Raw genomic sequence first — 26,187 nt, forward strand, 5'->3', positions numbered from 1 at the left:
TGAGGTCTCTATGCGCATAGCTGTTGGCGGAATACATATTGAATGCAGCACCTTCAATCCTGTTTTAACTCATGAAGAAGAGTTCCGAATTGTTAAAGGCGAGAGCTTGCTGGATGCACCTTATTTTCAGTTTTTGCAGGATTACCCGGCGACATTTATGCCGACGCTGCATGCCAGATGTATTCCCGGCGGCCCGGTTGCGCGCGAAACCTATGAAAATTTTAAAGCTGAGTTTCTGGCGCGTCTGAAAGCAGCGCTGCCCGTTGATGGCCTGTATCTCGCCATGCACGGAGCAATGTATGTTGAAGGTATGGAAGATGCGGAAGGCGACTGGATCACCGCGGCCAGAGAGTGTGTCGGCGACAGCTGCCCTGTCGCCGTCAGCTACGATCTGCATGGCAACGTCACCCAGCGAATTATTGACGCCATTGATATGTATTCAACCTATCGCACTGCGCCACATATTGATATTGAAGAAACGATGCGCCGCTCCGTCACGATGCTGGTCAATAGCATTCAAACCGGCATTCGTCCCGGCGTCGTGTGGGCGCCCATACCGGTCATGTTGCCTGGCGAGCGCACCAGCACCGAAGATGAGCCCGCGAAAAGCCTCTACGCCACATTACCTGTAAGCGACACGATTCCCGGTATCCTGGACAGCTCCTTGATGGTCGGATACGTGTGGGCCGATGAACCACGCGCTACCGCAGCGGCGATTTTCACGGGCACCGATGCGGCAGTGCTCAAACAGCAGGCAGAAAAACTGGCGCAGTATTACTGGGATGTACGGGAAGAATTTGTTTTCGGCTGTCGTACCGGCACCCTGCAGGCCACCGTCCAGCAAGCTATCGCCAGCACGACGTTCCCGGTGATCCTGGCAGATTCCGGAGATAACCCAACCGGCGGCGGCGTGGGCGATCGCGCAGATATGCTGGCGGAGTTATTACGGCAAAATGCGCAACACACCCTGATTGCCGGGATCATGGACGCTCAGGCCACCCAGGCGGCATTCAGCGCCGGTGTGGGAGCCACAATAGAACTCACGCTCGGCGCAAGCCTCGACCCGGCGGGTAAAAGCGTGAGCGCACATTTCACCGTCAAAAATTTGCTTGCCGCCGGTGAACATAGCAATGCCAACCAGGCGGTACTGCAAACCGCAGGCATCACGGTGGTGGTGGCTGACCGTCGTCGTCCTTACCACGACATTGCTGATTTCACGAGCCTGGGATTAGACCCCGCCACGGTGAAGATTCTGGTCGTCAAATCCGGCTATTTGTCGCCAGAGTTAGCTCCGCTGGCGAATCCTAACCTTATGGCGTTATCAGAAGGTGTGGTCGATCAGGATATTGAACGTGTTCCGCGTTTGCGTATGTTCACCAAAACCTGGCCATTTGCCCGCGACATTGATTTTACGCCAAAAGTTTTTGCGTCTGCCCGCGCCCCCTTTTCCCTGGAGTCATGATTAATGAAAACCATAACGCCATCTCCGGTGCTCACTGTCGAAAATTTATCCGTATCTTTTCGCCACGGTGATAACTGGCAAAAGGTCGTGCGAAATATCAATTTTACTATTGCTCCAGGCGAAACACTGGCCATTGTCGGTGAGTCTGGTTCAGGTAAAAGCGTCACGGCGATGGCGATTATGCGTTTACTTTCACCCCGCGCATCACGGATTGAAGGCACGGTGAACCTGTGTGGAAAATCATTATTGACGCAATCGGAACAACAGATGCGCACCATTCGCGGCGCTGACGTGGCGATGATTTTCCAGGAGCCGATGACCAGTCTGAATCCGGCCTTTACTATTGGTCATCAAATTGCGGAAGTGTTTATCCAGCACCAGAAGCTCTCCAGAGCGCAGGCCAAAAAAGAGGCCCTGGCCCTGCTCGAAAAAGTACGTATTCCTCATGCCGAACAGCGGTTCGATGAATACCCGCATCAATTCTCTGGCGGCATGCGCCAGCGCGTCATGATCGCTATGGCGCTGGCACTGAAACCTAAGCTATTGATTGCCGACGAACCCACCACCGCGCTTGATGTAACAATTCAGGGGCAAATCATTGATTTAATAAAGGTATTGCAGGAAGAAAATAATACGGCAGTGCTGTTTATTACCCATGATATGGAGGTCGTCGCTGAAACCGCTGACCGCACGCTGGTGATGTTCCGCGGTGATGCGATTGAGTGTGAACAGACCCCAACGCTGTTTGCCGCACCGCAACAACCCTATACCAGAGCACTCTTATCCTCTGTACCTGCGGCGGGTGAAATGGATGGGATGACGACGCCGTGTAAATTCCCTTCGGTGGATTTGCAGACCGGGGAGACATCTTACTTTCAACCCGAACCAGGGCTCGCAGATAACTCGCCGCCGCCTGTTCTGAGCGTTAAAAACCTGGTGACCCATTTCCCCGTCAGGAAAGGTTTCTTCAACCAGCTTGTCGGGCATATTCGTGCCGTTGACAATATCAGCTTCGATTTATGGCCAGGTGAAACATTGTCGCTGGTAGGTGAGTCCGGGTGTGGCAAGTCGACCACCGGTCGCAGCCTGATTCGCTTAGTTGAGGCACAATCTGGCGAAGTCTTCCTTAACGGGCACAATGTTCTGCAGGCCGGGGCTGCGGAACAAAAGCGGCTGCGTCAGGATATTCAGATGATCTTTCAGGACCCGTTCGCCAGCCTCAATCCTCGTTTAAAAGTGCAGGAAGCGTTGATCGAACCCTTACTGGAAAATGGCCTGGCAACCCGTAAAGAGGCGCTGGCCCGTTCTCAGGAACTGATTGAGAAAGTGGGGTTGAGCGTCGCGGCGTTAAACCGTTACCCACACGAATTTTCCGGCGGGCAGCGTCAGCGAATCTGTATTGCCCGCGCCCTGGCGATGAACCCGAAGGTGATTATTGCGGATGAGTCCGTCTCTGCGCTGGATGTTTCGGTAAAAGCCCAGGTGGTCAATCTGCTTATTGAATTACAGCGAACGATGCAGATCGCTTTCCTGTTTATTTCCCATGATATGGCGGTTATTGAACGGGTTAGTCACCGCGTAGCGGTGATGTATTTAGGTGAAATCGTCGAAATTGGCCCCCGTCAGGCAATCTTCAACAACCCTCAACATCCCTATACCCGAAAACTTATTGCGGCAATTCCTAAAACCGATCCGGCGCGCCGTCATCTGCGTCGTGAAATCAATAATGACGAGCTGCCAACGCCGTTTCGCGCCAAAGATTATCAGCGCCCTGCCCGTCACTATGAGCAGGTCGGTGCTCAACATTGGGTCATGCGTTAGCCGCTGATGCGGTTTATTCGCCTTATATCATACCGACTGAATGCACCGCCGTTGCGGGCGCATTCAGTCGGTATGTTTTAATACTCAGAATTAACAATCACCTCTTCACCATACTTACCCGCCAGCGGCAGGGGACGGTACGTCGAGTTAGATGCCCGCAGAACACGCACCGGGCGCGCCTGGGCCTCTTTGGCCGCGGTGATGTCATTGTCTGAATCGCCGTAAAAGATTTTTATCTTCTTATCCACCAGCCATTGGGTTTTCGTGTTTTGCCCTGGCTTGTCACCGGCGAAAATCACCGGGTTAAGATTAGCCGCAGGGATCAGGAAATCATCCTGCAAGGTTTTGGTCACGGTCTCGGTCGCCGTCTGGCTGCGGCCGGTAACAAAGTAAATGCTGTCGCCACGCTTCACATGCATGGTGATAAGCGCACGGGCGACCTCTTTTGGAATGCTGAACTCATCCCAGCCATTATTCATCTTTTCCCAGAACGCCGGGTTTTGCAGATAAGCTTCGCTGTCGGGTGAGTAAGTTTTCTTGCCGCGCCAGAACCCCGGGCTTGAGAAGAGCACGGTATCGTCGATATCAAATCCCACCGCCATTGGCGGGCGATCTGCAAGGCTGCTTTCAATCTGCGCCACCGAGACCCAATGGATCGGCGCCTGCTCAGCCAGTTTGGCCACATTGGTGCCAACGGCATTATCCGGAACAGGTGTGGAGGCAAGAGCAGATCCCGCGCTGAAAAGCGAAAACGACAAGCAAAGCGCTAATGTAATCTTTCGCATATTTATCCCTAAATTTTCAGTTTGTTATGCTTCGAATTTGTACAACGGCTCAAAAAACTCTTCGACCATACCGTCGATAGAGGGGTAAGGGAAGGCGTTTGTGCGAGGCTGGCTGATTTTCCTCCCTTGCGGGAGGAAAATATCAAACATTACATCACGGCCGCGAAGGCCTGCGCCACGCGGTGCACGTTGCGGCTGTTAAGACCGGCAACACACATACGCCCGCTGGCGATAAGGTAGACACCAAACTCTTCACGCAGCCTGTCAACCTGGGCGGCGCTCAGGCCGGTGTAGCTGAACATGCCGCGCTGCTTAAGCAGATAGTCAAAATTTCCGCCTGGTACGGTCTCTTTCAGCACATCAACCAGCGTCTGGCGCATGGCCAGAATACGGGTGCGCATGGTCTCCACTTCCGCAAGCCAGGACGCTTTCAGCGCCGTATCGCCCAGCACGGTTGCCACGACCTGGGCACCGAAATTCGGCGGGCTGGAGTAGTTACGACGCACCGTCGCTTTCAGTTGCCCCAGCACACGGGAAGCCGTTTCAGCATCTTCACAGACAATCGACAGGCCACCGACACGCTCACCGTACAGCGAGAAGATCTTCGAGAAGGAGTTGCTCACCAGCGCAGGCAAACCGGCATCGGCAATCGCGCGAATAGCATAAGCATCTTCTTCCATCCCGGCGCCAAAGCCCTGATAGGCAATGTCGAGGAAGGGGATCAGGTTGCGTGCTTTAAGCAGGCTTACCACCTCATCCCATTGCGCGTTGGTCAAATCTGAACCGGTCGGGTTATGGCAGCATGGATGCAACAGGACGATACTTTGCTCCGGCAGGGTTGCCAGTTTCTCGAGCAGCGCGTTGAAACGCACGCCGTTGGTTTCACTGTCAAACCACGGGTAGGTGGCAACCGTAAAGCCCGCGCCCTCAAAGATGGCGACATGGTTTTCCCAGGTCGGATCGCTTACCCAGACGCCGGAGTTCGGGAAATAGCGCTTAAGAAAATCCGCCCCCACTTTCAGCGCGCCTGAGCCGCCCAGCGTCTGAATGGTGGCAACGCGTTTTTGCGTCAGTACCGGGTGGTCTGCGCCAAACAGCAAGGGTGCGATGGTGTGGCGATAGCTGTTCAGTCCTTCCATCGGCAGGTAGAGAGACGCGCCATGCGGCTGGGCATTGAGACGGGCTTCAGCTTCGGCAACAGCCTGCAAGCGCGGAATGATGCCGTCTTCATTGTAATAGAGCCCGATGCTGAGATTAACTTTGTCGCTGCGCGGATCGTCTTTAAAACGCTCCATCAGCGTCAGGATGGGGTCGCCCGCATAGGCGTCAACTTTCTGAAACACGAGGTGGTTCTCCAGGTTTACAGTGGCAAGAGAACCACAATAAACCGGAAGCGGAGGAAGGTCGAGAGGGATCTGAATGGGCGCGGCCTGATCCCTCTTCCAACATGATGCAGGCGGTGCATTAATCCACGTATTGCAGCCCAGCGCGTGAAGTCAGGCGGGTAATCAGCTCATAAGCGCTGATGCCCGTAATCCGGGCAATACGCTCAACGGGTAGGCCCTCGCCCCAGAACACCACCGCATCACCCACTTTATCCTGCGCCTGTGGCCCTAAATCGACACAGATCATGTCCATCGCCACGCGTCCGACGATCGGCACTTCGCGCCCGTTAACCAGTACCGGCGTGCCGGAAGGGGCAGAGCGTGGATAACCGTCACCGTAGCCCATCGCCACCACGCCAAGGCGGGTATCACGCTCACTGACCCAGCTTCCGCCGTAGCCCACGGCTTCACCCGCTTTGTGCTCACGCACGGCAATCAGACCCGAGGTAAAAGTCATCGCCGGCTTAAAGCCGAAATCCTCACCCCAGGGATGGCTGTCGAGGGGCGATACGCCATACAGAATAATGCCGGGACGGATCCAGTCGAAATGGGCCTGCGGCCACAGCAGCGTGCCGCCGGATGCAGCGATAGAGCGCAGGCCTGGTTTGCCTTCGCTGAAGGTGGTGAAGATATCCAGCTGACGTTCGGTGGCGCCGCAGTCGGGCTCATCGGCGCGGGCAAAATGGCTGACGATATTCACCGGCTGACGCACGTTTTTGCACTGCGTCAGGCGTTGATAAAAGGCTTCTGCCTCGTCCGGCCGCACACCTAAGCGGTGCATACCGGTATCGAGCTTCATCCACACGCTAACCGGTTCAGCAAGATCGGCGGCTTCCAGGGCGGTAAGTTGCTCTACGCTATGCACCACGGTGTCAAAACGATGGGCAGAAACCAGCGGCAGCTCGTCGGCAGTAAAAAAGCCTTCGAGTAACAGGATGGGATGGGTGATGCCCGCTTCGCGCAGACGCAGGGCCTCTTCGAGACGGGCGACACCGAAAGCATCGGCATCAGGGAGCGTTCGCGCGGTCTCAACAAGACCGTGTCCGTAGGCGTTCGCTTTCACAACCGCCACCAGACGGCTGGCGGGAGCCAGTTCGCGCAGGCGTTGCAGATTGTGTCGCAGAGCGCGGCGGTTGACTACAACAGTTGCCGCTTGCATTTGAAATCCTTATTAAAAGAAGGATGACGAGGATTATTCGTCGTCGTATTGCGGCCCCGCATAATTATCAAAGCGAGACCATTGCCCGTTAAAGGTCAGGCGCACCGTACCAATAGGGCCGTTACGCTGCTTACCAATAATAATCTCGGCGATACCTTTCAGATCGCTGTTCTCGTGATAAACCTCATCACGGTAGATAAACATAATCAGGTCAGCATCCTGCTCAATGGATCCGGACTCACGCAGGTCGGAGTTTACCGGGCGCTTATCGGCACGTTGTTCCAGCGAGCGGTTAAGCTGCGACAGCGCCACGACGGGCACATGTAACTCTTTCGCCAGTGCTTTCAGGGAACGGGAGATCTCGGCGATTTCCAGCGTACGGTTGTCGGAAAGCGACGGGACGCGCATCAGCTGAAGGTAGTCGATCATGATAAGGCCAATCCCATCATGCTCGCGGGCGATACGTCGCGCACGGGAGCGCACTTCTGTTGGCGTCAGGCCAGAGGAGTCATCGATATAGATGTTACGTTTTTCCAGCAGGATCCCCATGGTGCCGGAGATACGCGCCCAGTCTTCGTCTTCAAGCTGACCGGTACGGATACGGGTCTGATCCACGCGGGAGAGCGAGGCCAGAGAACGCATCATAATCTGCTCGGAGGGCATCTCAAGGCTGAAGATCAGCACCGGCTTATCCTGCAGCATGGCTGCATTTTCGACGAGGTTCATCGCAAATGTCGTTTTACCCATCGAAGGACGCGCCGCAACGATAATCAGGTCCGACGGCTGCAAACCAGCGGTTTTCTTGTTGAGATCATCGTAGCCAGTGTTCACACCCGTGACACCGTCGTGCGGTTGCTGGAACAGTTGCTCAATACGCGCAACCGTCGCCTCCAGCACATCGGCAATGTTTTTCGGCCCTTCGTCTTTGTTGGCGCGACTTTCGGCTATTTTGAAAACCCGCGACTCTGCAAGGTCGAGCAGGTCTTCACTGGTGCGGCCCTGAGGATCAAAACCGGCGCTGGCAATTTCGTTCGCCACCGCGATCATCTCACGCACAACCGCACGTTCACGCACGATATCGGCGTAAGCACTGATGTTCGCCGCACTTGGCGTATTTTTTGACAGCTCCGCAAGGTAGGCAAAGCCACCAACGCTGTCTAACTGGCCCTGCAACTCCAGCGATTCTGCCAGCGTAATCAGGTCGATGGGCTTGCCCATCTCCTGCAAACGGTGCATCTCAGTAAAAATATGGCGGTGCGGACGGGTGTAGAAATCTTCTGATACAACGCGTTCTGCCACGTCGTCCCAGCGCTCGTTATCCAGCATTAAACCGCCCAACACTGACTGCTCCGCTTCAATAGAATGAGGCGGAACTTTCATTCCCTCGAGCTGAAAGTCGCGGGGTTCTGTCTGTTTGTTGAAGGGTTTATTTCCTGCCATAGTGAATGGAGTTACCGAGATAGAGAATGGGTCGAAAGATTATCACATTCAGGAGGAAGCATGGCGACAAGAATCGAATTTCACCAGCATGGTGGCCCGGACGTACTGAAAAGCGTTGAGTTCACCCCCGCCGACCCGGCGGCCAACGAGATACAGGTAGAAAACAAAGCCATTGGCATTAACTATATCGATACCTATATCCGTAGCGGTCTCTACCCACCGCCGTCGCTGCCAAGTGGATTGGGCACTGAGGCGGCAGGCATCGTCAGCAAAACCGGCAGCGGCGTTAAACATATCAAACCGGGCGATCGCGTGGTCTATGCCCAGTCGGGCTTAGGCGCTTACAGCTCAGTGCATAACGTCCCGGCAGACAAGGTCGCCATTCTGCCCAATTCCATCTCCTTTGAGCAGGCGGCAGCGTCCTTTCTGAAAGGTCTGACGGTCTTTTATCTGCTGCGTAAAACCTATGAGATCAAGCCGGATGAAGCGTTCCTGTTCCATGCGGCCGCTGGCGGCGTGGGATTGATTGCCTGCCAGTGGGCGAAGGCGCTGGGGGCGAAACTTATCGGCACGGTTGGCTCTGCGCAGAAAGGCCAGCGCGCATTGCAGGCCGGCGCCTGGCAGGTGATTAATTATCGCGAAGAGAACATTGTCGAGCGGGTGAAGGAGATTACGGGCGGTAAAAAGGTGCGGGTTGTCTATGACTCAGTTGGCAAGGACACCTGGGAATACTCTCTCGATTGCCTGCAACGTCGCGGATTAATGGTCAGCTTTGGCAATGCCTCCGGGCCGGTTACCGGGGTCAATCTGGGGATCCTCAATCAGAAGGGATCGCTCTACGCCACCCGTCCTTCCCTGAACGGTTACGTAACCAATCGCGAGGAGCTGGAAGAGGCGAGCCACGAGTTGTTCTCACTGATTGCCAGCGGGGTGATTAAAGTGGATGTGGCGGAAGGGCAGAAGTTTGCGTTGCATGATGCACAGCGCGCACATGAAATACTGGAAAGCCGCGCAACCCAGGGGTCGAGTCTGCTGATCCCATGATCAGCACCGCCAAAATAATTCAAGTTGCAGGAAGGCGACCAGAGAATGAATTCCCGGGAGCTTACTCGGGTAAGTAACCGGGATGAATGAGCGCAGCCAACACACCTGCAGCTCGAAGAATGATGGAGTGACAAAGAATTAGGGCTTCCCGAGGGAAGCCCATTCTTTTTTAGTTCGGCTGTATGTAGGGTACAGCTCGATGAATTTGTTAACGACGCGATAGTGACAGATTTGATATCTAAATCCTATTCGGTTCTTAGCAATGCGCCCGAAAAAGTGTCGAGGTTGTGATCGAACACTCAAACCTTTAGTAACGCCAGCGCTTATTGCGCTGATATTGAGGCACTTTTGGCGCTTTAACCGCACGTATCACCCAGACAACGGCAACCGCCAGTAACAGCCACGGCAGCAGCTTGATCATCATGGCGAACAAGCCGCCTAAGAACATCACCGCCGTTGCCACAATAATGGCCGCCAGGATCCCCAGCAGTGAAACGCCGGTCACCAGTAAGACGATAAAAAAGCCGATAATAAACAGTAATTCCAGCATGGCGCGCTCCCGATAAATGAGTCATGACGTGGACTCTATGTCAGAGATATATCAAGAAGCGTGCCAATACATTTCTCGTTGATTTATCAATAAAAAACCCCGCATTCGTTTGCAGGGTTTAGTGAAATTGACGAAGTTATGGCGAAATTTTAACGATTTGCCACCAGGCTGAGCGCGTGCTCCAGAACCGCAACATCGGCACCGGCTTTATGCGCATTCTCGCTCAGATAACGACGCCACTGACGCGCCCCCGGGATGCCCTGGAACAAACCGAGCATATGGCGAGTGATATGGCCCAGATAAGTCCCCTGCCGCAGTTCGTTCTCAATATAAGGGTACATCGCCCGCACCACGGCAACAGGATCCGCATCGGGGGTTGCCGCGCCGAAAATTTCCCTGTCGACACGCGCCAGTATCCCCGGATTCTGATACGCCTCACGCCCGACCATCACGCCGTCCATATGTTCAAGATGCGCGTTAGCCTCTTCCAGCGATTTGATGCCGCCATTAATGGACATCGTCAGGTGCGAGAAATCACGCTTGAGTTGATAAACACGTGGGTAATCGAGCGGCGGAATTTCGCGGTTCTCTTTCGGGCTCAGACCAGAAAGCCAGGCTTTACGGGCGTGGATGATAAACATCTCACATTCGCCATTGCCGGAGACCGTATTGATAAAATCGCAGAGAAACTCGTAGCTGTCCTGATCGTCAATGCCGATACGGGTTTTGACCGTCACCGGAATCGACACCACATCGCGCATCGCTTTGACGCAGTCCGCCACCAGCTGCGCATTACCCATCAGGCAGGCGCCAAACATACCGTTTTGCACTCGATCGGACGGGCAGCCAACGTTGAGGTTTATTTCATCATAACCGCGCTGCTCTGCCAGTTTTGCACAGGTCGCCAGCGCCGCCGGATCGCTCCCGCCCAGTTGCAGAGCAACCGGATGCTCTTCATCGCTGTATGCCAGATAATCGCCCTTGCCATGAATAATCGCCCCGGTAGTCACCATTTCGGTATAGAGCAGAGTATGGCGTGAAAGCTGGCGCAGGAAGTAACGGCAGTGCCTGTCCGTCCAGTCGAGCATCGGCGCAATGGAGAAGCGGTGAGCAGGGTAAGCAACAGGCTGAGTTTCTGGCGACATGGCGAATAAATAAGCTTTGCGGAAAAAAGGGGCGCTACTATAGCACAGAGATATAATTCCAGGCAGCGCCTGTTGAAGTCTAAAAATCGCACAACCCAGTGCCGATGTTCTGCATGCATATCAAAAGAAATCATCATCCGGTATTGCGATCCCCAGGCCTGATATAGAAAAAATTCGTCAACGCCTTAAAACAGCGCAAGCACATGCAAGAGGAGCTGAAAATGAATCATGAGATTAACGTCAGCAGCGGCAATGTCTATGCAGATATTGGTCTGGAAAACGCTGAAGAGATGCAGATTAAAGCTCAGCTTGCCACCGCCATTAGCAATATCATCAAAAGCCGCCAACTGACTCAGGCGCAAGCGGCAAATCTGCTTGGTATGACGCAACCGAAGCTATCCAACATGTTGCGCGGCCAGTTTCGTGGTATCAGCGAGGTCAAGATGATTGATTGCCTGACTCGTCTGGGACGAGACATTCAGATTGTAGTTGGCAAACAAGGCGTTACGCCAGGCAGCCTGAAGGTCACTTTTGCCTGAAGTCCCGGGACGATGATGAAAAGAAAAACCGGAGGCGCACTGCCTCCGGTCAGCTATCAGAATGTCAGGCTCAATTGCGCGCCCGCACCCCAGGTTTCATTTTCACCCACCGAGCCCATCAAATCGACGTGCACGGTATTAAAGGGAGCGAAACCGACACCACCGGTAAAGACGTTGCTCTCATCCCCTTTCACATCCGCACGGTAACCCGCGCGCACTGCCAGCCAGTTCAGAGGACGCACCTCAGCGCCGACGCCGACGAACTGTGAATTTTTCTCGCTCTTAAAGCCTTTGGTCTCGGTAAGATCGCCATCGGCACTCAGGGTCAGCAGTTCATTTTGCCAGGCCACACCGGCAGTCACCAACGGGGCTATCTGGTAAGTGTCTTTGTAATTTGTCACTTCGCCAGTGCGGTTATTGGTAATAAGGACATCTTTCGAATCAATATCACGCGAGATCAGGTTTTGCGCGCTTAAGCCAACGGTAAAATTGTCCGTCAGATCTGCCGCCAGACCGACATCGATGTTGAAGCCGGTGTCATCCTTCCGGTAGCGGCTGCTGTTCCACTCATTTTTGTCATAATCGTAAATCGACGTGGTGTAGTTATAGATCCAGGTTTTTTGCAGCTTCGGCGTCACGCCGACTGAAAGCGGGATATCACTAACCGTAAACTGATGCGCGAAGGCGATACCGATATCGGAGACAATCGCGGCACGGCCTGAGGCGGTTGAATTGAGGTTTTTGGTTATCTCATCTGCCCCGTTTGGCGAGGTGAGCGCATCGACAGCGACCCCCGCGGCCACCGCATCGCTGTTCTGAATTCCGCGCAGATAATCGATATCCTGCTGATCGACCGTTGAATTCACCCGTGCATGTGCATACCCTTTGGCCACAAAGGCCATCGACAGCACATCATTGGGAATACTGACCGAGATCCCCGCCCCGGCATTAGCACTGGCGGTTTTGTTTTTCAGGAACTCAAGAGAATCGGCAACGTCCCCGGCCGCCATCTGAAAATCATCAATGGTGCCGATGGGATCAAGCAGAATATCATTGAGATTCAGGTTCCCCACCGTGTCTTTGTAATAATCAATCTTATTACTGATATCGTCTATTTCATCGCGCAAATTGTCTTTATCGGTAATCTGCGCGCCGACGGATGGCAGGATAACAGTAACATCATCCTCGGGTTTTGCTTTTGCCAGCAGCGCCGGGTTAATTAATGCCGCACTGCCGTAGTTAGCCGAAGCGACCCCCGTTCCCCCCATCGCATCATTACGTGCTTCCGCCCAGGTATTTGCGGCTCCCGCTTGATTTGCCACAGAAAAGGAGACAGCGATAGCGACCACTGAAAGTTTAAGTTTGTTTTTCACAATTATGCGTCTCGTAGTCAGATGAGTTTTTTTTATGCCCCATTCCTTTGTACAGGAACGGGAAGGCTCTATTGCTGCGAATAAGAGTGGAAAAATGGCTATTTCTGCCGCAAAACGAAAAAACAGCAGAAATGATTATTATTAGAAATGACCCTCATTACTTATAGAAGATGTACCGCAATTGCGAAAGTCACGGCCCTGGCAGGCGATCTCGGCGTTTGGCGCAGAACATGGTAAAGTGGCGCATTATGCCGTGTGTATTTGAGAGGACGACGATGGATAAGACCACTTCGCAAGAGATGCTGGCGCAGGCCGAAAAACTGTGTGCGCAGCGCAATGTGCGCCTGACTCCACAACGCCTTGAGGTACTGCGGTTAATGAGCCTGCAGGAAGGGGCTATCAGCGCCTACGACCTTCTGGACCTGCTGCGCGCGAGCGAACCCCAGGCCAAACCCCCTACCGTCTATCGGGCGCTGGATTTCCTGCTGGAGCAGGGTTTTGTGCATAAGGTTGAGTCAACCAACAGCTACGTGCTGTGCCATCTCTTTGATCAACCCACCCATACTTCAGCGATGTTTATTTGCGACAGATGCGGGGTGGTGAAAGAAGAACAGGCGGAAGGTGTTGAAGATATTATGCATTCTCTGGCGGCAAAATTAGGATTTGCCTTACGTCATAATGTGATTGAAGCGCACGGTCTGTGCCGCGGATGCGCGGAAGTGGAAGCCTGCCGTCATCAGGAGCATTGCCACCACGACCACTCGATTCTGGTCAAGAAAAAACCGCGCTAATGGCGGTTTAGACTGACGATTACAGGCCAGGGCTTAACCAGCGTATTGCAGCATCACCTGCAACAGCACGTTAGCCCCCGCAGTGACGTGTTCCGGTGAAGCGTATTCAATCTCGTTATGGCTGATACCGTCTTTACAGGGGATAAAAATCATCCCGGTCGGCGCCAGATAGCTCATATACACCGCATCATGCCCCGCGCCGGAAACAATCTCCCGTGATGGATAGCCCAGCCGTTGTGCAGCACCGGCAATTGCCGCCTGGCAGTCGGGGTGGAATGGTGCTGCCGGATAGTGACTGACCTCTTTCAGCGCCACCCCAAGGCCGCTCTCCTGCCCGACGCGGGCGATAAACTCACGCAACTGACGATCCATCTCATCCACCAATTCGTCGCTGAGATTGCGCATATCAATCGAAAACGTCACCTCGCCCGGCACCACGTTACGGCTATTGGGATAGACCTGTACCATGCCAACGGTGCCGCGCCCTTCCGCACTCCGTCCGGCAATGGAGACCACTTCCTGCATAATGCGCGTCGCGACCTGTAACGCATCCTGACGCAGGCGCATCGGCGTCGGTCCGGCGTGGGACTCCTGCCCGGTCACCACGCAGTCATACCAGCGAATCCCCAGCACGCCCTGCACGATGCCGATGACCTTCTCTTCATCTTCCAGAATCGGCCCCTGCTCAATATGCGCTTCAAAATAGGCGCCTATCGGATGATCGCCTGGGGTCTGGTCGCCGACATAACCAATGCGCGCCAGCTCCTCCCCCACGGTTTTGCCTTCCACATCCTGCGCGGCGTATACCGTTTCTAACGGGAGCACGCCCGCAAAGACGCCGGAGCCCATCATCACCGGGACAAAGCGCGAGCCCTCTTCGTTGGTCCAGAACACCACTTCGATGGGCGCTTCCGTTTCGATACCAAGGTCGTTCAGCGTGCGCACCACTTCCAGCGCCGCCAGTACCCCGTAGTTGCCATCAAATTTGCCTCCGGTCGGCTGGGTATCGATATGGCTGCCGGAGACGATCGGCGGAAGCGCAGGATTAAGCCCTTCCCGACGCATAAACACGTTGCCGATTTTATCGACGGTGACGCTCATTCCGGCCGCTTGTCCCCAGCCAATCACCAGATCCCGCCCCTGACGATCCAGATCGGTCAGCGTCAGACGGCAGCAGCCGCCTTTCGCCGTTGCGCCGATTTCCGCCAGCGTCATCAACGAATCCCACAAACGTTCGCCGTTAATACGGTAAAGCTGAGTTTCTGTTATCGGGGTAGAAAGGACATCACTGCTCATTTTGGTCTCCTTGCATAAAAGCGCTGGCCATCTCAACCAGCAGACGATCGCTACCGCGTGGCCCTAAAAATGAAATCCCCAGCGGCAGACCGCCAACCCGGGCGACGGGCAACGTGACCTGCGGGCGTTGGGTCATAACCGAAATCAGCAACAGATCGTGGGAAAGACGACGTACCTTCTCAATCTCTTCGGGCTGGGCCGTCAGCAGCGGAGCGCCATCGGGGACGGTCGGCAGCACCAATATCGCGTCGCCCAGTTGCTCATCCCACCAGGCGGTATAGCGGTCACGCTGCTGACAAGCGGCCTCGAACTGCGCGCGGGTGACGGCTTTACCCCATAAAAACCGCTCGCTAACGTCCGGCCCCAGTTGCAGACCATAACGCTCAATGGTTTCGCCCTGCGCCTGCCAGGCCTCGTAGCCCTGTATCTGGCGGAAGGCGAGATAAATCTCATCAATCTCCGGTAGCGGCGCTTTCAGCGGCGTTATCGCGCCAAAAAACTGCCCCAGCCGCTGCTGAACCGGCATCAACGCCTGCTGGCTACGTGCAGGCAGGCGGGAAAACAGCCCCTCATGACTGACCAGCCGGGCGCGTGAGATGTCCGGTCGTTCATCGCTCAGCAGGCAACCGGCAACCGCACTGAAAACCTCCGGAGTTCGGGCGAAGAAACCGCAGGTGTCCATGGTGGCGCACAGCGGCTGACAGCCCTCAAGGGAAATGCGACCGTGCGTGGGGCGCAGCCCGTATAACCCGCAATAGCTGGCGGGAGTACGCACTGAGCCGCCCGTATCGGTGCCGAGGGCAAAATCACAGGCATCGTTCGACACCGCCGACGCCGACCCTGATGAGGAGCCGCCGGGAATGTGATTCGGCGCGCTACCGTTGCGCGGAGTGCCGTAATGAATATTTTGTCCGCTCATCGAGTAGGCCAGCTCACTGGTGTGGGTTTTGCCGATAAAGCGCGCCCCGTTATCCAGCAGTTTTTGCACCACTGGCGCAGTGCGATTTTTTATCCCGGAGAGTGCCAGCAGATGCGGGTTACCGCCGCCGGTCGGGTAGCCCGCCACATCGAACAAATCTTTGACCGCAAAGGTCATGCCGCTTAACGGGCCACTTAAGGCATGTACCACCGGCTGTACCGGATAAGGCATAAAGGCACGAAGGTCATCCTGCATATTGCTCTCCTCTTTGCTTCAGGCGTAAAGGGCCTGGTTTTCAACGGCGGAACTCAGTTCCCGCCAGCGATGGCAGCTCACCACATGACGAACGCCCACCTGTTCGGTCGTCGGCTGACTTTGCGTACAGGCAGATTGCGCATGGGGACAGCGGTCAGCAAAAGCGCAGCCTGCCGGAAGGCGGGACAGATCCGGTGGCGAACCGGGAATGCAGTGCAACGCATCCCCCTTTTTCAGCCCCTCTTTCGGGCGACTTCCCAGCAGCACCTGGGTATAGGGATGACGGGGACGGTATAAGATGTCCTCTATCGAGGCCTCTTCGACGATACGCCCGGCGTACATCACCGCCACCCGGTCAGCAATCTCCACCGCCGCGCCAATGTCGTGGGTTACGAAGATAATCGACAGGTCACGCTGCTTTTGCTGCTCGCGCAGCAGGATCAGGATCTGAATTTGCACCGTCGCATCGAGGGCAGTGGTGGGTTCATCCGCCAGCAACAGCTGCGGGTTACACGACAGCGCGAGGGCAATCATCGCCCGCTGGCGCATCCCCCCGGACATCTCGTGCGGATAAGCATCCAGCCGTCGTTCCGGGCTGGGGATGCGCACCTGACGCAACGCCTCCAGCGCCCGCTCCCGCGCGGCCTGACGCGACAGCCCTTCGTGGCGACGCAGACCTTCCACAATCTGCTGTCCGACGGTGTAGACCGGATCGAACGCCAGCAGCGGTTCCTGAAAAATCATCGCACAGCGCGCGCCGCGATATTGCCGCAGCTTCGACGCGCTCATGGTCAGCACCTCTTCCTCTCCTACCCGTAGCGTACCGCTGAGCACGCTGCTTTTGGGGGGATGCAGACGCATCAGCGCACGCAGAGTGACGCTTTTCCCGGAGCCAGATTCGCCGATCAGCGCCATGACTTCGCCTTTTTGCACATCAAAAGAGACGCCATTGACTGCATTGACCGTCTGCCCGTCACGGCGAAATTCAACCCGCAGGTCGCGGATATGGACATAAGCTTCATGCGACATGACTCACCTCCTGAACGGCGATGTTTTGATGCCAGGGCGATGCAGGTTGTGCCATCAGGCAGGCGCTTTGATGCCCCTCGCCAACGCTTTCAAGCTTCGGCTTAAGCTGGGCGCAAACCGCTCTGGCATGGGGGCAACGGGTGTGGAACCGACAGCCGGAGGGCGGCGATATCGGGCTCGGCGGATCGCCACTAAGCGGCGAAGTTAGCGTCCGGTTATGCGGATCCATCGACGGCATCGAACTTAACAGCGCACGGGTATAAGGGTGAGCAGAGGCGGTAAACAGCTGTTCTGCTGGCCCTATCTCCACCACTTCACCGAGATACATCACCAGTATTCTGTCTGACAGCCAGCGCACCACGTGCAGATCATGGCTGATAAACACATAGGTCAGTTCAAGGGTGCGTTTCAGCTCCTGCAACAGCTGCAACACCTGGGCTTCAACTGATTTATCCAGCGCCGAGACGGCTTCGTCCAGAATCACCAGTCGCGGTTTCATCGCCAGCGCCCGGGCGATATTCACGCGCTGGCGCTGCCCGCCGGAGAGAGCATGAGGATAACGGTGGGCAAAGCGCCCCGGTTCGAGGCCAACATGCGCCAGTAAAAAACGGGCATATTCGCTGGCCTCTTTGGCGCTGACGCCATGCACCCTCTGGCCGAACGCAATACTCTCTTCCATGGTCATACGCGGGTTAAGCGAGGCGTAACTGTCCTGAAACACCATCTGTACCTGGCGGCGATACTCTTTCATCGGCAGGCGCGAGGAACCGACCTCCTGACCATCAAAGATAAGTTCGCCGCTGTCCTGCTTAAGCAGTTGCATCAGCAATCGCGCGGTGGTGGATTTACCGCAGCCCGATTCCCCCACGACACCGAGAGTTTCACCTTTTTGCACCGTAAAGCTGACATCGTCCACCGCCTGCACCACTTCTCGCGCTTTTCTGCCGCCGGCAGAAAAGTATTTGCGCAGATTGTTGATGGTCAGCAGCGGCTGAGCGGGTCCGCCAAGGTCGATATTGATAAAGGGTTGCATCGTTTACTCCTTAATCGCCATTGCCGTGCGCAGGCGGTCCGCGAGGATATTGAACGAAATGGAGGTGATAAAAATCATCAGGCCAGGCAAAGCGGCAACCCATGGCTGGGTGTAAATCGCCGTGCGCAGAGTATTGAGCATCAGTCCCCACTCCGGCTCCGGCGGGCGTACCCCAAGGCCGAGAAAAGAGAGTCCGGACGCCAGGATCATACACACCGAAATCAGCCCGGTGGAGAAGACGAAAATCGGCCCGAGAACATTACCCAGCACCTGAACGCGAATAATGGTAAAGGCGCTGGCCCCGGTAGCCCTGGCGGCATCGATATAGTCCATATGCCGCACCTGAGCGGTGACGCTTTCCGCAATACGCGCCACCTGCGGAACAAAGACCAGCGTCAATGACAGCAGCGCATTCCCAATGCCCGCGCCCAGCGCACCTGAGAGGGCTATCGCCAGTAACACCGAGGGGAAAGCGTAGAACACGTCCACGGTGCGCATAATAATGGTGTTGGTTTTGCCGCCTGCATAACCCGCGACAATGCCAATGGCTCCGCCGATAAAGAAGGCGAAGACCACCGGAACAATCCCCATAAACAGCGACAGGCGGGTGCCAAGGATCAGGCGGGAAAGCATATCGCGCCCAAGCTCATCAGAACCCAGCGGGAAGCCGTCAGTGCCTATCGGTTTGAGGCGTAAAAACATCGAGGTCTGATAAGGGTCTTTTACAATCAGCCAGGGGCCAAACACGGCCAGAACCAGCAAAAACAGGATAATGGCTCCGACGAACACGCCACCCGGGTCACGCAGCAAACGGTGCAGCACGCCACGCCAGTAGCCTTGCCTGGCGCCCGGCGCGCAGGAAACAGGAATGCCTTTGGTTGTCACGGTATCCACCATCGTCAGCTCCTCTTAATTCGCGGGTCGAGACTGGTTTGCAGGATATCCACCAGCAGATTAAGCAGCACAAAGAACAGCGCCAGTACCCAGATGGTGCCCTGCAACAGCGGCAGGTCGCGCTGGAAAATGGCGGTATTCAGCAACAGGCCGGTGCCAGGCCATGAGAACACCGTCTCCACCAGAATCGAGCCGCCCATCAGGTAGCCCACCTGCAACCCCATGACCGCCAGCGCAGTAGGAGCCGCGTTTTTCACCACGTGCATAAAGATCCGCGATTCGTTAAGCCCGCGAGCGCGCAGGCCAACGATAAACTCCTGGCTAAGAATATCGGCCACCTGCGAACGCACGGTGCGGGCGATAATGCCGGTCGGGATCACCGACAGCGTAAAGGCGGGCAGCAACATAAACTGCATATGCGCCCAGTCCCACTGCCAGCCCACCTCGCCAATCGGCCCGCCGCCGGTGGCGGGTAACAGCGCGAATTTGACGCTAAAGACGATAACCAGCAGCATACCCAGCCAGTAGTGCGGCACGCTGACGCCAAAGACCGACAACACCGATGCCAGACGGTCAATAATGCTGTTACGAAAGTAGCCGGCAACAAAGCCGAACAGACTCCCCAGCACAAAGCCGATAACGGTCGCCAGCAGCGCCAGCCGCAGGGAGTAAGTGACCGCCGTCATCACTTCGCCAATCACCGGGCGTCCGGTGGCGACCGACATACCTAAATCGCCATGCAACGCCCGCCACAGCCAGTGGACGAACTGTAACGGCAGCGGTTTGTCAAAGCCGTAAGCCTGCATTAAGGTCTGGCGCAGCGCTTCCGACGCGTCCGGCGGCATCACCGACACCAGCGGATCGCCAGGCGCTATCTGCACCAGCATAAAACAGATAACCGCCACGCCGAGCATAGTGGGGACGGCCAGCAGGATGCGATATAGCAGCGTATTGATCATCTCTTGCTCCCGTTACTGTTACTCTTTCTTGCTCACCAGACTCAGGTCGATAAACCAGCTTTGCGGTTGCACAACACCCGTTACCGCAGGCGATATCGCGCGTGGCCCAACGTCATGGGCGACAAACAGGAACGGCACCTGGTCTACCAGGGCGGCATGCAGTTCACCGGCCGCTTTATCCATTTCTGCCGGGGTAAACGCGTGTTTCACCGCCGTCGCCAGCTTTTCGGTTTCCGGCGTTGAGAAATAACCCCAGTTGGTGGCCACCGGCGGGAAGGCTTTAGCGGTCGAGAAACGGATCATGCCGAAGTAGGGGTCATTCACCGCCGCGCTGACGTTGATCGCGTCGATCCCTTTCGCCGAAGGATCTTTCGCCCCAAGACGCCAGTTGGTGAACAGGGTGTTCCATTCGTTGACTTTGATATCGACGTTAAAGAAGCAGCTTTTCAGGCTCTGCTGGATGTACTCGTTCATCGGCAATGGCTGCATCTGCCCGGAGCCGGATGCTGAAGTCGCTACCGTCACATGCAGCGGTTTACTGTCGCTGAACCCGGCTTCGGTCATCAGCTTACGCGCCGTGTCCGGGTCGTATTTGACCTGGAAACCAGGTTTGCCGTGCCAGGGGCTGTCCGCCTCGTAGACGCCGGTGGCTTCGGTCATATAACCGCCGAGATAGCTTTTAAGCTCAGCGCGGTTAAGGCACAGGTTGGCGGCCTTGCGCACACGAATGTCTTTCCAGGGCGAACCTTCCTCAAAGGAGAACTGCCACGGCCACAGGTGCGGCTGGGTATTGGCATAGATTTTAAAACCCTGGGCTTTAATTTGATCGACGGCGTCCGGGGCCGGAGCTTCAATCCAGTCCACCTGTTTTGAGAGCAGGGCCGCAGTACGGGCATTGGCCTCCGGCAGCGGGATCAGCACCACTTTATCCACCCGGGGAATACGATCTTTGTTCCAGTAATCGGGGTTTTTATCGAGGATAAGCTGCTGGCGGGGAACCAGTTTTTCCATTTTAAACGGACCGCTGCCCACCGCATGAGCGGCAAACTCCGTCCATGCCAGCTTGCTGCGTGCGGCGGTATCGCCGGTGCTGGCCGGAACCGCGTCATACATTTTTTGCCAGGCCGTCGGCGAGACGATAAACAGGTTGGTAATGTTGTACGGCAGCAGCGCATCCGGTTCGGAGGTGGTCAGTACGACGGTATGATCGTCAATTTTCTCGGCACCGGTCAGGGTCGGCATCCGGGAGAGCGTGTTGCCGATCTGACCCGGCGCGTACTGCGGTGCGGCTTTGTTAAGCACTTTATCGACGTTCCAGACAATCGCATCGGCATTCACTTCAGAACCGTCATGAAACTTCACCCCAGGACGCAGGGTAAAAATCCAGCGACTCTGGTTTTGCGGATCAACATGCCACTCAGTCGCCAGGCCCGGCACCAGGCCGCTCGGCTTTTCACCCTGAGACAGATCCCATTCGACAAGGGCGTCATACAGCGGGATGCCGGTAAAGCGGTTTCCTTCATAGCCCTGGTCGGGCTGACCGAGCGTCAGTGGGATATCTGCGGCAGTCATCGCGATGCGCAGCGTTGAAGCCTGGGACTGCAAAGAGGTAAACAGCGCCAAAGCCCCGCTGACAGCGATAGCGAGGTGGCCTTTACGCAACAATAAGTTTTTCTTCAGCATGGCATTGTCCCTGTTAAATAAAATGTCACTATTTAACAGGCAAGATACATACCAGTTCTGAAATCAGAGAAAAGTGGGGTAAAACGGCTTATAAAATAAGAATGAGTTATATTATCTCTATGATTTAATTTGAAAAATAAAAAAACCTTATTTATTTGCACCGCCAGCGGGAATTCTGTTGCAGAACTGCACCAGCGTATTTAGCACCCTGTCGGGATAGTCACGCAGCGTCACTTTATCTTAAATCACTGCCTCATCCGCCGCGTGACAATCTTAAACAGTTCTTATGAAAGAGCCATAAAGCGAGGTGTTAATAAGGTCTACCAGTGGTAATCGTGGCGTTTTTCCCAGTCAACGACCTCTTTTTCCGCCTGCTCTTTCGCGTATCCATAACGTTGCTGGATTTTCCCCACCAGCTGATCGCGTTTACCTTCGACCACCGTCATGTCATCGTCGGTGAGCTTGCCCCACTGCTCTTTCGCTTTACCTTTTAACTGCTTCCAGTTACCGCCTATTTCGTCTTTATTCATCATCATGTCCTCATCGTTCAGTGTAAATAACGAATCATTGTGGCTCGTTACGTTCTGAAAATGCTGAACGTGCTAATAAGGGTAGTCAGTGATAACGCAACGGTGGATTTATTCGGAATGTTTAACCATCAAAGAGAGAATTATAAGCATGATGGAGAGATGAAGATGAGGGGACTGGTAATCAGGGATGTATCCGCCGGCAGGAGAGGCCATCAGGAAAGGAAAAACGTGGCAACAGGGTGTATCGCCACGGTTTTGTGCGAAGAGTTACAGCCATTCACCATTGCGGATAACGCCAACGGCCAGACCTTCGATGGTGAAGTTCTGCTCGCGCAGATTGACCACGATCGGCGAAAACTCGCTGTTTTCCGGCAGGAGATGAACGGTATTGCCCTGTTTTTTCAAACGCTTCACGGTGACTTCGTCGTCAATACGCGCCACCACCACCTGACCATTACGCACGTCCTGGGTTTTATGCACGGCCAGCAGGTCGCCATCCATAATGCCGATGTCTTTCATCGACATGCCGCTTACCCGCAGCAGGAAATCAGCATTTGGCTTGAAGAGGGAGGCATCCACCTGATAGTGACCTTCGATATGCTGCTGCGCCAGCAGGGGTTCACCTGCCGCGACGCGCCCAATCAGAGGCAAACCGGCGTCCTCTTCTTCTTCAATCAGCAGACGGATGCCGCGAGAAGCACCGGAAACAATCTCCAGCACGCCTTTGCGCGCCAGTGCTTTCAGATGCTCTTCAGCAGCGTTTGGGGAACGGAACCCCAACTGTTGTGCGATCTCCGCACGTGTCGGCGGCATACCCGTTTGGTTGATTCGATCGCGAATGAGATCGAACACCTCTTGCTGCCTGGCCGTTAATGCTTTCATTCCGCCCCCTGGGTGTATATACAGTTATGCTGTGAGTATATACAGCTAAAGGCGATTTTGAAACCAAAATTACGCAAAAAACCAGCAGTTAGCGCAATTCCGGATCTGTCAGCGAAAATGTCCCCACAGCAGCGAAATCCAGGTGAAGAGCGCCAGCAGAATGGTCATCAGTACCGCCGCGGAGCCCATATCTTTCGCCCGTCCGGACAACTCATGAAACTCGGAGCCAATACGATCCACTACCGCTTCAATGGCGCTATTGAGAATTTCAACGACCATCACCAGTACCACTGAACCAATCAGCAATACGCGAGTGATGACATCGACATCAAGGAAACAGGCGATAATAATTGCCAGAATGACCGCGATGGCTTCCTGGCGAAAGGCAGCTTCGTTTATCCAGGCGGCGCGGACGCCTTTCCATGAATAACCGGCCGCTTTGATGATGCGGGTAACACCAGTGGTATTATTGGCCATTAAAAGAACCTTTTTATGAATTGAATTATGTATTGAACATCAATCTCTATGTAAGGTTATAGAGGTACAAAAGAATTTGTGCGCGCTTTCTGATATTCTTGCGACGCAATGGCATTATTAACCAGAGGCTTTACATCGTTTATGTCCGGCTGGCCACGAATTTACTACAAGTTACTTAATTTACCATTAAGCGTATTGGTAAAAAGCAAGTCGATCCCGGCAGAACCCGCTCAGGAGCTGGGGCTCGATACGTCACGTCCTATTATGTACGTTTTACCGTACAACTCGAAGGCCGACTTGCTCACGTTACGCGCTCAATGTCTGGCACATGACCTGCCCGATCCGCTGCAACCGCTTGAGATCGACGGCGTGGAACTGCCGCGTTACATCTTCATTCATGGCGGGCCACGGGTATTTACCTGGTACACGCCAAAAGAAGAGTCGATCAAGCTGTTCCACGACTATCTCGATCTGCACCGTAGCCATCCCGATCTGGATGTGCAAATGGTACCGGTATCGATGATGTTTGGTCGCTCACCGGGGCGCGAAAAAGGCGAAGTGAATCCACCGCTGCGGATGCTCAACGGCATCCAGAAGTTCTTTGCCATCTCCTGGCTTGGTCGCGACAGCTTTGTCCGTTTCTCGCCGCCGGTATCGCTGCGCAGGATGGCGACTGAGCACGGCACGGATAAAATTATCGCCCAAAAACTGGCACGTGTGGCGCGTATGCACTTCGCCCGCCAGCGTCTGGCTGCGGTCGGTCCGCGTCTGCCGGCACGCCAGGATCTGTTTAACAAGCTGCTGGCCTCCAAAGCGATTGCCCGCGCGGTGGAAGACGAAGCCCGCAGCAAAAAAATCTCCCATGATAAGGCCCAGCAAAACGCGGTCGCCCTGATGGAAGAGATTGCGGCGAACTTCTCCTATGAGATGATTCGTCTCTCTGACCGAATTTTAAGCTTCACCTGGAACCGTCTGTATCAGGGCATTAACGTGCACAACGCTGAGCGCGTGCGCCAGCTCGCCCACGACGGCCATGAAATTGTCTATGTGCCCTGCCACCGCAGTCACATGGACTATCTGCTGCTCTCCTATGTGCTTTATCACCAGGGGCTGGTACCGCCGCATATCGCTGCCGGTATTAACCTGAACTTCTGGCCCGCCGGGCCGATTTTCCGCCGCCTGGGGGCGTTCTTTATCCGCCGTTCCTTTAAAGGCAACAAACTCTATTCGACCGTGTTCCGTGAATACCTGGGTGAGCTGTTCCAGCGTGGTTATTCCGTCGAATACTTTGTGGAAGGCGGGCGTTCACGTACTGGCCGTCTGCTGGATCCGAAAACCGGCACCCTGTCGATGACCATTCAGGCGATGTTACGCGGCGGTACGCGTCCCATCACCCTGGTGCCCATCTACATTGGCTATGAGCACGTGATGGAAGTCGGCACCTACGCTAAAGAGCTGCGCGGCGCGACGAAAGAGAAAGAAGGCTTTATGCAGATGGTGCGGGGCTTAAGCAAGCTGCGTAACCTCGGCCAGGGCTATGTTAACTTCGGCGAACCTATTCCGCTGATGAACTACCTCAACCAGCGGGTGCCTGAGTGGCGTGAGTCTATCGACCCCATCGAAGCGATTCGTCCGGCCTGGCTTACCCCTACGGTCAATGCCATTGCCGCCGATCTGATGGTGCGCATTAACAACGCCGGGGCGGCGAATGCCATGAACCTGTGCTGCACCGCCCTGCTGGCTTCGCGTCAGCGTTCACTGACCCGTGAACAGTTGACGGAACAGCTTAATTGCTACCTGAGCCTGATGCGTAATGTCCCTTACGCCGCTGACTCAACGGTGCCAGCCGCCAGTGCGTCGGAGCTCATCGATCACGCATTGCAGATGAACAAGTTTGAGGTGGAGAAAGACACCATCGGCGACATCATCATTCTGCCGCGCGAGCAGGCGGTGCTGATGACCTACTACCGCAACAACATTGCGCATATGCTGATGCTGCCGTCACTGATGGCGGCCATCATCACCCAGCATCGTCATATTTCTCAGGACGAGATGCTGCGCCATGTTGAGCTGCTCTACCCGATGCTCAAAGCAGAACTGTTCCTGCGCTGGGAAAAAGAAGAGTTGGCGGGCGTGCTGGATAATCTGGCCCAGGAGATGTTACGCCAGGGGCTGGTGACCATCAAAGACGGCCAGCTCAACATTAATCCGGCTCATTCCCGCACCCTGCAATTGCTGGCGGCGGGCGCACGTGAAACGCTACAACGCTATGCGATCACCTTCTGGCTGCTGAGCGCCAATCCGTCATTCAACCGCAGCACGCTGGAAAAAGAGAGCCGTACTCTGGCTCAGCGTCTGTCGGTACTGCACGGTATTAACGCGCCGGAATTCTTCGACAAAGCTGTATTCAGTACGCTGGTGCTGACCCTGCGTGACGAAGGCTTTATCAGTGACACCGGCGATGCTGAACCGGCGCAGACGCTGGCGATTTATCAGTTGCTGGCGGAGCTGATCACGTCAGATGTGCGTTTGACTATCGAGAGTGCGACCCAGAGCGAGTAGGGTTTTGCGGCCTGATGCCCTCACCCCGGCCCTCTCCCACGGGGAGAGCAGCTGTGTTTAAAGTCAATGGGTGGCAGCTAACCTGCCGCCCATTTTGTATTGTCACGCACCATGGCGTTCAGGATGGTCACCAGCTTCCTGACGCAGGCTGTTATCGCCACTTTGTACGGTTTT

At 55.3% G+C, this 26,187-nt stretch carries 23 protein-coding genes; 6 read left to right on the top strand and 17 right to left on the bottom strand.

The genetic code is table 11. The features are described 5' to 3' along the window. The first annotated feature begins 10 nt into the window (after positions 1-10). Positions 11-1,462 (top strand): M81 family metallopeptidase, encoded by a 1,452-nt coding sequence (locus ACSZO4_RS02955; protein WP_437887342.1) that lies wholly within the window; start codon positions 11-13, stop codon positions 1,460-1,462. 3 nt (positions 1,463-1,465) lie between these two features. Next, positions 1,466-3,283: an ABC transporter ATP-binding protein gene (locus ACSZO4_RS02960; RefSeq protein WP_437887344.1), complete on the top strand. Its 1,818-nt coding sequence runs from the start codon at positions 1,466-1,468 to the stop codon at positions 3,281-3,283. Positions 3,284-3,360: 77 nt separating this feature from the next. Here ACSZO4_RS02960 and aphA read toward each other — a convergent pair whose 3' ends face one another. The 4 genes from aphA to dnaB all read right to left on the bottom strand — a co-directional run bounded on the left by aphA (position 3,361) and on the right by dnaB (position 8,052). Next, positions 3,361-4,068 carry an acid phosphatase AphA gene (aphA, locus tag ACSZO4_RS02965; protein ID WP_437887345.1) on the bottom strand — a complete coding sequence of 236 codons (708 nt, stop codon included), beginning with the start codon at positions 4,066-4,068 and terminating at the stop codon, positions 3,361-3,363. A 149-nt stretch (positions 4,069-4,217) separates the two neighbouring features. Continuing rightward, positions 4,218-5,411 carry an aromatic amino acid transaminase gene (tyrB, locus tag ACSZO4_RS02970; protein WP_437887346.1) on the bottom strand — a complete coding sequence of 398 codons (1,194 nt, stop codon included), beginning with the start codon at positions 5,409-5,411 and terminating at the stop codon, positions 4,218-4,220. Positions 5,412-5,532: 121 nt separating this feature from the next. After that, positions 5,533-6,612, bottom strand: coding sequence for an alanine racemase (alr, locus tag ACSZO4_RS02975; RefSeq protein WP_437887347.1), 1,080 nt, complete (start codon positions 6,610-6,612; stop codon positions 5,533-5,535). Positions 6,613-6,645: 33 nt separating this feature from the next. After that, a complete protein-coding gene (gene dnaB / locus ACSZO4_RS02980) occupies positions 6,646-8,052 on the bottom strand; it encodes a replicative DNA helicase (RefSeq protein ID WP_437887348.1) in 1,407 nt (468 codons plus the stop codon). Positions 8,053-8,112: 60 nt separating this feature from the next. On the opposite strand from dnaB, the gene ACSZO4_RS02985 reads away from it, so the two are divergent. Beyond that, positions 8,113-9,096 carry a quinone oxidoreductase gene (locus ACSZO4_RS02985; RefSeq protein ID WP_437887349.1) on the top strand — a complete coding sequence of 328 codons (984 nt, stop codon included), beginning with the start codon at positions 8,113-8,115 and terminating at the stop codon, positions 9,094-9,096. A gap of 307 nt (positions 9,097-9,403) precedes the next feature. Here the strand turns inward: ACSZO4_RS02985 and pspG are convergent, their stop codons facing one another. Continuing rightward, positions 9,404-9,646, bottom strand: coding sequence for an envelope stress response protein PspG (gene pspG / locus ACSZO4_RS02990; RefSeq protein ID WP_437887350.1), 243 nt, complete (start codon positions 9,644-9,646; stop codon positions 9,404-9,406). Between the two features lie 149 nt (positions 9,647-9,795). Then, positions 9,796-10,791 (bottom strand): tRNA dihydrouridine(20/20a) synthase DusA, encoded by a 996-nt coding sequence (gene dusA / locus ACSZO4_RS02995; RefSeq protein ID WP_437887351.1) that lies wholly within the window; start codon positions 10,789-10,791, stop codon positions 9,796-9,798. Positions 10,792-11,012: 221 nt separating this feature from the next. Here dusA and ACSZO4_RS03000 point away from each other — a divergent pair, with 221 nt between their 5' ends. After that, entirely contained in the window at positions 11,013-11,330 is a 318-nt protein-coding gene (locus ACSZO4_RS03000) for a helix-turn-helix domain-containing protein (RefSeq protein ID WP_437887352.1), read from the top strand. A 56-nt stretch (positions 11,331-11,386) separates the two neighbouring features. Here ACSZO4_RS03000 and ACSZO4_RS03005 read toward each other — a convergent pair whose 3' ends face one another. Continuing rightward, positions 11,387-12,703, bottom strand: coding sequence for a conjugal transfer protein TraF (locus tag ACSZO4_RS03005; RefSeq protein ID WP_437887353.1), 1,317 nt, complete (start codon positions 12,701-12,703; stop codon positions 11,387-11,389). Between the two features lie 275 nt (positions 12,704-12,978). Here ACSZO4_RS03005 and zur point away from each other — a divergent pair, with 275 nt between their 5' ends. Then, complete coding sequence (gene zur / locus ACSZO4_RS03010) at positions 12,979-13,494, top strand: zinc uptake transcriptional repressor Zur (protein ID WP_437887354.1); 516 nt, start codon at positions 12,979-12,981, stop codon at positions 13,492-13,494. A 33-nt stretch (positions 13,495-13,527) separates the two neighbouring features. Here the strand turns inward: zur and ACSZO4_RS03015 are convergent, their stop codons facing one another. From ACSZO4_RS03015 to ACSZO4_RS03060, 10 genes are all read right to left on the bottom strand, one after another. Beyond that, positions 13,528-14,790 (bottom strand): Zn-dependent hydrolase, encoded by a 1,263-nt coding sequence (locus tag ACSZO4_RS03015; protein ID WP_437887355.1) that lies wholly within the window; start codon positions 14,788-14,790, stop codon positions 13,528-13,530. Further along, on the bottom strand, positions 14,780-15,964 hold the full coding sequence (locus ACSZO4_RS03020; RefSeq protein ID WP_437887356.1) for an amidase: 1,185 nt from the start codon (positions 15,962-15,964) through the stop codon (positions 14,780-14,782). Before ACSZO4_RS03020 ends, ACSZO4_RS03015 begins: the two co-directional genes overlap by 11 nt. 18 nt (positions 15,965-15,982) lie before the next feature. Further along, positions 15,983-16,993: an ABC transporter ATP-binding protein gene (locus ACSZO4_RS03025; protein WP_437887357.1), complete on the bottom strand. Its 1,011-nt coding sequence runs from the start codon at positions 16,991-16,993 to the stop codon at positions 15,983-15,985. After that, a complete protein-coding gene (locus ACSZO4_RS03030; protein WP_437887358.1) occupies positions 16,983-18,026 on the bottom strand; it encodes an ABC transporter ATP-binding protein in 1,044 nt (347 codons plus the stop codon). Before ACSZO4_RS03030 ends, ACSZO4_RS03025 begins: the two co-directional genes overlap by 11 nt. 3 nt (positions 18,027-18,029) lie before the next feature. Then, the gene (locus tag ACSZO4_RS03035; protein WP_437887359.1) at positions 18,030-18,923 is read right to left on the bottom strand and encodes an ABC transporter permease; all 894 of its coding nucleotides are present in this window, start codon (positions 18,921-18,923) and stop codon (positions 18,030-18,032) included. 2 nt (positions 18,924-18,925) lie between these two features. Further along, on the bottom strand, positions 18,926-19,879 hold the full coding sequence (locus ACSZO4_RS03040) for an ABC transporter permease (RefSeq protein WP_437887361.1): 954 nt from the start codon (positions 19,877-19,879) through the stop codon (positions 18,926-18,928). Positions 19,880-19,897: 18 nt separating this feature from the next. Next, positions 19,898-21,562, bottom strand: coding sequence for an ABC transporter substrate-binding protein (locus tag ACSZO4_RS03045; RefSeq protein WP_437887362.1), 1,665 nt, complete (start codon positions 21,560-21,562; stop codon positions 19,898-19,900). A 320-nt stretch (positions 21,563-21,882) separates the two neighbouring features. Further along, positions 21,883-22,092, bottom strand: coding sequence for a CsbD family protein (locus tag ACSZO4_RS03050; protein WP_437887370.1), 210 nt, complete (start codon positions 22,090-22,092; stop codon positions 21,883-21,885). 267 nt (positions 22,093-22,359) lie between these two features. Continuing rightward, on the bottom strand, positions 22,360-22,974 hold the full coding sequence (lexA, locus tag ACSZO4_RS03055) for a transcriptional repressor LexA (RefSeq protein WP_437887364.1): 615 nt from the start codon (positions 22,972-22,974) through the stop codon (positions 22,360-22,362). Between the two features lie 108 nt (positions 22,975-23,082). Next, positions 23,083-23,451: a diacylglycerol kinase gene (locus tag ACSZO4_RS03060; RefSeq protein WP_437887365.1), complete on the bottom strand. Its 369-nt coding sequence runs from the start codon at positions 23,449-23,451 to the stop codon at positions 23,083-23,085. Between the two features lie 141 nt (positions 23,452-23,592). Here ACSZO4_RS03060 and plsB point away from each other — a divergent pair, with 141 nt between their 5' ends. Then, positions 23,593-26,013 (top strand): glycerol-3-phosphate 1-O-acyltransferase PlsB, encoded by a 2,421-nt coding sequence (gene plsB / locus ACSZO4_RS03065; protein WP_437887371.1) that lies wholly within the window; start codon positions 23,593-23,595, stop codon positions 26,011-26,013. Positions 26,014-26,187: the final 174 nt, after the last annotated feature.

The organism is Phytobacter sp. V91, from assembly GCF_965644225.1.
Lineage (GTDB): Bacteria > Pseudomonadota > Gammaproteobacteria > Enterobacterales > Enterobacteriaceae > CBFFRJ01.